Consider the following 8407-nt stretch of genomic DNA (forward strand, 5'->3'; position numbering starts at 1 on the left):
AATGCTCCGCAGTGGCTCCCTCCTCCGCCTTGCGATGCACGCACCCCAACGCCGCCCCGCCCGCCCTCCGGGCGGACGACGGGAGTTCGAAGACAGGCCCAGGGCCTGTCCTCAAGCCCGCGTCGACAGGCCCCGACCACCGGTCGCCCGTACCCCGAACCCGAGATGGAGAAGAACCCGTGTCCCGACTCCCCGGCCGCCTCGCCGGCGCCGTGCTCACCGCCGCCCTGGCCGTGACCGCCGCCGCTCCCGCCCACGCCGCCGCCCCTGCTTCCGCGGCCGCGACCGCCGCCACCGAGGTCTTCGCCGACGACTTCGAATCCGGCACCCTCGCCGCCTGGACGCGCCAGCGCGTCGACGGCAACGGCAGCATCACCGTGGCCCCCGCACCCGCCGGAGGCACCGGCCAGGCGGCCCGCTTCGGCGTCCCGAACGACGGCGTCTCCTACCGCTCCGAGGTCGCCGTCAACTCCCTCGGCTGGGGAAGCTACCGCTTCGCCCTCGCCGACTACCTGCCCGCCGACTGGGTGCGGACGTCCACCGAGACGATCCTCGCCCAGTGGCACGGTTACCCGCTCGCCGACGGCAGCGACACCAAGCCGCCGATCGCCCTGACCGTCAAGGACGGCAGCTGGCGGCTCAAGGTGCACTGGCTGACCGACCCGAGCACCGTCCAGGAGGCGGTGATCCCGCTGGGCGACGTGCAGTTCGGCCACTGGAACCAGTGGGCCTTCGACATCACCTGGTCCACCGACACCACCCCCGGCGCCGTCACCGTCTACCGGGACGGCGCGCAGGTCGGCGCGTACAGCGGCCCCAACAACTACCACCAGAACCAGTCGCCGTACTTCAAGACCGGCATCTACCGGGCCAACTGGAACCCGGCCAAGAACATCCCCTACCCGACCGGCGGCCCCGACGTGGTGGCCTGGAGCGACAGCGTCGTCGTGACCAGGTACTGACACCGCACCCGCCGACCGAGACCCCGAGAACCGAAGAGGTAGCACCACCATGAGCGACGCGGCCCGCCACCACGGCCTGCCCCGAAGAGGCTTCCTCGGCCTGAGCGCCGGAGCGGTCCTGCTGGCGGCGGGCTGCCGCTCCGCCACCGAGGACGCCGCCGGCGGGGCCGCGGCCCCCGCCACCGCCTCCGCGCCGGACCTCCAGATCGTCTACGGCGCCGCCCCCGACCCCACCCAGCTGCTCCACCGCGGCCCGGACACCCCGGTGTTCGTCAACCTGGTGCTGGACCGGCTGGTCGACCTCGACCCGCAGACCCTCCAGCCCGTGCCCTGGCTCGCCACCTCCTGGGAGTGGAGCGCCGACCGCACCAGGCTCGTGCTCAAGCTGCGCGAGGACGTCACCTTCCACGACGGCCGCCCGCTCAGCCCGGACGACGTCGTCTTCTCGCTCACCGGCGCGGCCAGGTCCTCCCAGGTCAAGCCGCTGCTGGAACGGCTCGCCGACATCCGGGCGAGCGCCCCGAACGAGGTCACTCTCACCCTCGCCAGGCCCACCAGCAACCTGTTCGACGCGCTGGCCTTCAACCCCGTGGTGGACGCCCGCACCTACGTGGACGGCAAGGCCGCCGACAAGGTCAACGGCACCGGGCCGTTCACCTGGCAGGCGTTCAAGGGCGGCAACCAGCTCGACCTGGCCCGCTACGACCACTACTGGCAGAGCGGCCGGCCGCACTTCGAGCGGATCACCGTCCGGTCGGTGACCAGCAGCCAGGCCGCGCTGTCCGCCCTCCAGTCGGGGCAGTCCCACCTGATCGGCGCGGTGCCCGGGCGCGACCTCAAGGTGCTCGGCGGGAACCCGGCCTTCACCGTGCAGTCCGCCAGGTCCTCCTACCAGCAGGCCTTCCTCGGCGTGAACGTCACCAGCGGCCCCTTCGGCGACCGCCGGGTGCGCCAGGCCCTCCAGTACGCGGTGGACCGCGACCGCATCGTCGCCCAGGTGTACGGCGGCCACGCCGAGGCGAGCAGCCTGCCCTGGCCCTCCAACACCCCCGGCGTCACCCCCGACCAGGTCACCCGCTACCCGCACGACCCGGAGAAGGCCCGCGGACTGCTCCGGGAGGCCGGCGCCGAGGGCACCCGGGTGCCGCTCACCGCCGCCAACTCACCGGTCTTCGCCTCCCTCGTGGAACTGGTCAAGTACGACCTGGAGCAGGCCGGGTTCGGCGTCGACGTCCAGCTGCTGGACAACGCCGCGCTCCAGCCGAAGATCCAACAGGGCACGCTGGACGGGCTGTTCATCGCCAACCACGGCATGGTCAGCGTCTCCCCGCTGAGCGGGATCACCGTCTCCGGCCCGCTCCAGGTCGGCCGGAACACCTCGCACGTCACCGACCCCGCCTACGCCGAACTCCAGTCCCGCGCCTTCGCCGCCGCCGACGAGCAGGCCCGGGCCGACGTCAACCACGAGCTGTCCGAGTACCTGCTCACCGAGTCCTTCCACATCACCCTCGCGCACGCCTGGGAGACCTACGCCCTCGCCTCCTCGGTGCGCGGCGTGGCCACCAGCGCGCTCGGCTACCTGCGGCTCGACGACACCCGGCGCACCGCCTGACACGCCGCCTGACGCGCCGCCGGGCGCCGTCGCCGCGCCGCACCGTCGGACGCACCGCCTGACGGCCGTCCCAGGGCGACCCCCACCGCCCTGGGGCGGCTCCTCCGACCCCCTTGGAGTACCCCCGTGCCCTACTGGACCAGAAAGGCGGCCGGCGCGCTGGCCACGCTCTGGCTCGCCTCCGTCGCCGTCTTCCTGCTGCTCCGCCTCGCCCCCGGCGACCCGGTCTCCGCCGCGCTCGGCGCCGAGGCCGACCAGGAGCAGCGCGACCGGCTCGCCGGCAGCCTCGGCGTGGACCGGCCGATGCCCGTCCAGTACCTGGGCTGGCTGCACGGGCTGCTCACCGGGGACCCGGGCAGCTCCTTCCACTACCGGGAGCCGGTCACCCGGCTGATCGGCCAGAGCGTCGGCAGCACCGTCCAACTCGCCCTCGTCGCCGGGCTGCTGATGCTGGTCCTCGGCCTGCTGCTGGGTGTCGCGCTGGCCGCCGAGCGCCGCGGCCGGCTCGCCCGGGTGCTCGACCCGCTGGCCACCGCGCTGCTCGCGCTGCCGGTGTACGTCACCGCGGTGCTCTTCGTCTTCGTCTTCGCGGTCCTGTTGCGTCTGCTGCCCGCCGGCGGCGAGCGGGACCTGTTCACCGCGCCGGACCTCGCCGTCCAGTACCTCGCCCTGCCGGCCGTCGCGCTCGCACTGCCGGGGTCGGCGGTGCTGGCCCGACTGCTCGCCACCGAGCTGCGCCGCACCCGCCAGGAGGAGTTCGTGCTGACGGCCGTCGCCAAGGGGGCCTCGCCCCGCCGGGTCCTGGCGCGCCACGTGCTGCCCAACAGCCTGGCGCCGTTCTGCGTCGAATTCGGCCTGCACCTGGGCGAGTTGCTCGGTGGCGCGGTGGTCGCCGAACAGCTCTTCGCCCGGCACGGCCTCGGCCAGCTGCTGCTGGACGCCATCAACCAGCGGGACTACCCGGTCGCCCAGACCCTGATCATGCTCGCGGTGGCCGTCGCCGTACTCGTCCAGCTCGGCTCGGAGCTGCTGGTCGGCCGGCTCGACCCGCGGATCGCCCGCGCCGGCACCGGGGAGGACCGGTGACGAGCGCCCTCGCCGTACGCCGCCGCCGGCTCGCCCCGCCCGCGCTCCCGGCCGCGCTGCGCACCCGGCGCGGCCGGACCGGCGCGCTCCTCGTCCTCCTGGTGGTGCTGCTGGGGCTGCTCGGCCCGCTGCTGGCCGCCGACCCCTACCGGCAGGGCCCGGACGCCCTGGCCGGGCCGTCGGCGGCCCACCTGCTGGGCACCGACGAGGTCGGCCGCGACCTGCTCGCCCGGGCCCTGGCCGGGATCCGCACCGAACTGCTGGTCTGCCTGCTGGCCGTCCCCGCGGCCGCCGTGCTCGGCACCGCGCTGGGCCTGCTCGGCGGGCTGAACCGGCTGCTGGGCGAGGCCGTCCAACGGCTGTTCGACCTGCTGCTCGGGCTGCACGGCGTCCTGCTCGGCCTCGCGCTCGCCCTGCTGGTGCGCCCGGGTCTTGGCACCGTGGTGGCCACCATCGTGCTCAGCGCGCTGCCCTCCTTCGGACGCCAGGCGCGGGCGGCCCTGCTCGCCCAGCTGGCCCGCGACCACGTGGTGGCGGCCCGGGTGCTCGGCGTGCCGCGCGGCCGGATCCTGCGCCGCCACGTGCTGCCGAACGTCGTCGACGCCACCACCGCGCTGCTGGCCGTCGCGATGGCGCACGCCGTCAAGACCGAGGGCGGCCTGAGCGTGCTGGGCCTCGGCATCCAGCCGCCCGCCCCCTCGCTCGGCACGATGATCAACACCGGCTCCAAGTACCTCTTCCTCCACCCGGGTTACGCCCTGGCGCCGGTCGTCCTGCTCGGCCTGCTGGTGTTCGGCCTGACCCTGCTCGCCGACTCGTTCAACCGGGAGAGACTGCGGTGACCACGACCGATGCGGTGACCACGACCGATGCCGTCACAACCGTCGGGGCCCCGGCCGCCGTACCGGCGCCGGGCGCGCCGCTGCTGGAGGTGCGCGGCCTGCGCGTCACGGCGGGCGGCGGCGAGGCGGTGCGCGGGGTGGACCTCACCGTGCGGCCGGGCGAGATCCTCGGCCTGGTCGGCGAGTCCGGCTCCGGCAAGACGCTCACCGCGCTGGCCGTCAACCGGATGCTGCCGCCGGGCTGCCGCACCACCGGCGGCACCGTCCGCTTCGACGGCACCGACCTGCTGGCCCTGCCCGAGCCCGCCGTGCGCGCGGTGCGCGGCCGGCGGATCGGCATGGTCTTCCAGGACCCGCTGGCCCACCTCAACCCCCGGATGCCGGTCGGCCGCCAGCTCGCCGAGGCGGCCCTGGTGCACGGTGCGAGCCGCCGCGCGGCCCGGGCCCGGGCGCTCGAACTCCTCGACCTGGTCGGCATCGCCGAGCCCGCGCGCCGCTACCGCGACCGGCCGCACGAGTTCTCCGGCGGCATGCGCCAGCGCGTGCTGATCGCCATGGCGATGGCCAACCGCCCCGAACTGCTGATCGCCGACGAGCCGACCACGGCACTCGACCCGAGCACCCGGGTGGAGATCCTGGACCTGCTGGTCCGGCTGCGCGACGAGACCGGCACGGCCGTCCTGCTGATCACCCACGACCTCGGCGTGGTGGCCCGCAGCTGCGACACCGTCCAGGTGATGTACGCCGGACGGATCGTCGAACGGGCGCCCACCGCAGGCCTGTCGGCCGCGCCCCGGCACCGGTACACCGCCGGGCTGCTAGCCGGCGTGCCCCGGCTGGACGGCCCGCCCGGCGCGCCGCTCACCGTCATCGGCGGACGCCCGCCGGCGGCCGGGGAGGCGCCGCCCGGCTGCGCCTTCGCCCCGCGCTGCGCGGCCGCCGCCGACCGCTGCACGACCTCGGCGCCGGAGTGGACCGACACCGGCGACTCCGGGTTCGCCTGCCATCTCCCGGTGGCACAGGCCGTGGTGACGGAACGTCAGGTCGTCGAGGCGCGACGGGCGGAGCGGGCCGCCGATCCCGTCCTGGTCGCCGAGGGCCTCACCGTCCGCTACGGCCGCCGCCGGCCCCCGGCACTGGACGACGTGAGCCTGAGCGCCGCGCCCGGCCGGGCGGTCGGGGTGATCGGCGAGTCCGGCTCCGGGAAGTCCACCCTGGCCCGCGCACTGCTCGGGCTGGTGCGCCCGCAGGCCGGGACGGTACGGGTGGACGGCCGGTCCTGGGCCGGGGCCGACCGCGCCGAGGAACGCGAACTGCGGCGCCGGGTACAGCTGGTGTTCCAGGACCCGTACGCCTCGCTCAGTCCCCGGATGACCGTGCGCGAGGCGCTGGCCGAGCCGCTGACGACCCACGGCCTGCGGGACCGCGACCCGCGCGGGCTGTGCGAGCTGGTCGGCCTGCCGGAGGCGGTGCTCGACGCCCGGCCGCACCGGCTCTCCGGAGGCCAGCGCCAGCGGGTCGCGATCGCGCGGGCGCTGGCCGTCGGCCCGCGGGTGCTGGTCGCCGACGAGCCGACCTCCGCGCTGGACGTCTCGGTCCAGGCCCAGATCCTCAACCTCTTCGCCGACCTCCGCGAACAGCACGGCGTGGGGCTGGTGTTCATCTCGCACGACCTCGCGCTGGTGCGGCACCTGTGCGACGAGGTCCTGGTGCTGCGACACGGCCGGGTGGTCGAACGGGCGCCCGCCGCCGAGCTGTTCGCCGCGCCCGCCCATCCGTACACCCGGGAGCTGCTGGCGGCCGCCGGCGCTCCCGTCCCGCCCCGCCCGTGACCGGACCCTGGAGCCCCATGCCTGACGTGAACCCCTCCCGCCGCCAACTCCTGCTCGGCACCGGCGCGGTGGCCGCGCTCTCGGTGCTCGGCCCGCCCGCCGCGGCGGCCCCCGCCGCACCCGGGGCCCACGGGCCGGAGGTGACCGGACTCGGCCCCGGGAACAGCGACTTCCCCCTGATGAGCGCCACACTGATCGACGACACCCTGTGGATCGGCTCGCGCAACCTCGCCCCCGCCCGGGTGATCGGCTACCACCTGCCGACCGGCCGGGTCACCGCCACCGTCGAACTGCCCACCGGCAACTTCGTCCAGGGCTCGGCCGCCCACGGCGGCGTGCTCCACCTCGGCGTCACCGACGCCCCGGGCGCGGCCAACCTCTACCGCTACGACGGCACGCTCACCGCCCTCGGCAGCGTCCCCGGCGCCGACGTGCGGGACGTGGCCGTCGCGCCCGACGGGACGCTCTACGCGACCGGACGGCAGAAGGGCCGGGCCGCCGGTCCCGGCCTGTACGCCTGGAGCCCGGCCGGCGGCGTCACCGAGGTCGCCTCCCCGGCGCCGAACGCCACCCAGGGCCGGGCCGTCGCGGCCACCGCGACCCACGCCTACCTCGGCGTCGGCAGCAACCTCGCGGGCGGCGGCGGGGCGACCCGGGCGGGCCTGTACGCCGTCGAGCGGGCCACCGGCGCCGTCACCGACATCACCCCGCCCGACCTGCGCGGCGACACGATCATCCGCCGGATCACCGTCCTCGGCGACGACCTGCTGGCGGTGTCCACCGAGGGCGCGCCCGCCCACGTGGCGCTGCTCGACCCGGCCGACCACCGGGTGCTGCGCTCCTTCGCCGTCCCCGGCACCAAGAGCGTCACCAACTTCCAGCGCCGGGGGGACACCCTCTGGTTCACCTCCACCGAGCACGGCGTGCTGTGGCGCCACGACCTCGCCACCGGCGCGCTCGACCAGCTCGCGGTGCCGGTGCCGGACGGCAACTCCTGGGGCCTCGGCCGGCTCGGCGACACCCTGGCGGGCGTCACCGAGGGCGGCACCGTCTGGACCCTCGACCTCGGCACCGGGGCCGTCGCCACCCGGGACCTGGTCGAGGCGGGCGCCCCCGCCGCCGCCCAGCTCGGCATGTCGGTCGCGGCCCGCGCCGGGCGGGTCTACGTCGGCGGCAACGGCTCGCTCGCCCTGCACGACCTGGCCGCCGGAACCGTCCGCAAGCTCCCGGTGCCGGGCGAGGCCAAGGACACTGTGGTCCTCGACGACGGCACCCTCTACCTGGGCGTCTACTCCTCGCAGGGCATCTGGCGCTACCGGCCGGGAACCGACCCGGCGCCGGTCAAGGAGGCCGCGCTGCCGCAGGAGCAGAACCGGCCGCAGGTGATCCGCCGGGACCCGGACAGCGGCCTGCTGCTGCTCGGCGTCCAGGCCGACACCACCGGCGGCGGCTCCTTCGTCACCTACCGCCCGGGCAGCGGCCGGCCCACCGTGCACACCGACCCGCTCGGCCCCGAGCAGCTGGTGCGCGCCGTCGCCGCCGGGCACGGCCAGGCCTTCCTCGGCGGCGACAACGCCCGGCCCACCGGCCCGCGCGGCGACCTGGCCGCCTGGGACCCGGTGGCCGGCCGCGAGCTGTGGCGCACCGCGACCGACCTCGGCGCGGGCGTCAGCAGCCTCGCCGTGCTCGGGAACACCCTGTACGGCCTGACCGTGAACGGCCGGGCGTTCACCGTCGACCTGTGCGGCTCGCGGCGGCCCGGGTACGCGCCGGTGATCGGGCGGCGCGCCGACCTGGGGGCGGTGTCCGGCGCCAACCCGCGGCTGCTGGCGCTCGGCGGGGCCCTGTACGGGGTCAGCGAGCGCAGCCTGTTCCGGCTGGACCGCGACACCCTGGCCGCCACCGTGCTGGTCGGGCTGGACGCCGAGTGGTACAGCGGTGCCCGGCTGGCCGCGGACGAGCACGGCGTGCTCTACACCCTGCGCGGGCGCGAGCTGATCGCCGTCCGGCCGTAACCCCTTGCGATGTGATGCCGGTCACGTTGCTGTGGGTTGACAGGTGAAGGCGCTGTGC

Annotated in this window: 6 protein-coding genes; all 6 read left to right on the plus strand. The window is 75.6% G+C overall.

From position 1 onward, the window contains the following. Positions 1–179 precede the first annotated feature (179 nt). Positions 180–962: a heparin lyase I family protein gene (locus ACFU6K_RS22170; RefSeq protein ID WP_380665551.1), complete on the plus strand. Its 783-nt coding sequence runs from the start codon at positions 180–182 to the stop codon at positions 960–962. A gap of 49 nt (positions 963–1011) precedes the next feature. Continuing rightward, the gene (locus tag ACFU6K_RS22175; RefSeq protein WP_380665553.1) at positions 1012–2574 is read left to right on the plus strand and encodes an ABC transporter substrate-binding protein; all 1563 of its coding nucleotides are present in this window, start codon (positions 1012–1014) and stop codon (positions 2572–2574) included. Between the two features lie 126 nt (positions 2575–2700). Then, positions 2701–3660 (plus strand): ABC transporter permease, encoded by a 960-nt coding sequence (locus tag ACFU6K_RS22180; RefSeq protein WP_380665555.1) that lies wholly within the window; start codon positions 2701–2703, stop codon positions 3658–3660. Continuing rightward, positions 3657–4502: an ABC transporter permease gene (locus tag ACFU6K_RS22185; RefSeq protein ID WP_380665557.1), complete on the plus strand. Its 846-nt coding sequence runs from the start codon at positions 3657–3659 to the stop codon at positions 4500–4502. The genes ACFU6K_RS22180 and ACFU6K_RS22185 overlap by 4 nt, the downstream gene beginning before the upstream one ends. Beyond that, the gene (locus tag ACFU6K_RS22190; protein WP_380665559.1) at positions 4499–6334 is read left to right on the plus strand and encodes a dipeptide ABC transporter ATP-binding protein; all 1836 of its coding nucleotides are present in this window, start codon (positions 4499–4501) and stop codon (positions 6332–6334) included. Before ACFU6K_RS22185 ends, ACFU6K_RS22190 begins: the two co-directional genes overlap by 4 nt. A gap of 17 nt (positions 6335–6351) precedes the next feature. After that, a complete protein-coding gene (locus ACFU6K_RS22195; RefSeq protein ID WP_380665561.1) occupies positions 6352–8349 on the plus strand; it encodes a hypothetical protein in 1998 nt (665 codons plus the stop codon). The last annotated feature ends 58 nt before the right edge of the window (positions 8350–8407 follow it).

This window comes from Kitasatospora sp. NPDC057512, from assembly GCF_042802135.1.
Taxonomy (GTDB): Bacteria; Actinomycetota; Actinomycetes; order Streptomycetales; family Streptomycetaceae; genus Kitasatospora.

What these genes read in the sequence shown, in the direction of transcription:
- ACFU6K_RS22195 (WP_380665561.1), top strand. Translation starts at nt 6,352, where the DNA reads ATGCCTGACGTGAACCCCTCCCGCCGCCAACTCCTGCTCGGCACCGGC.
- ACFU6K_RS22175 (WP_380665553.1), top strand. Translation starts at nt 1,012, where the DNA reads ATGAGCGACGCGGCCCGCCACCACGGCCTGCCCCGAAGAGGCTTCCTC.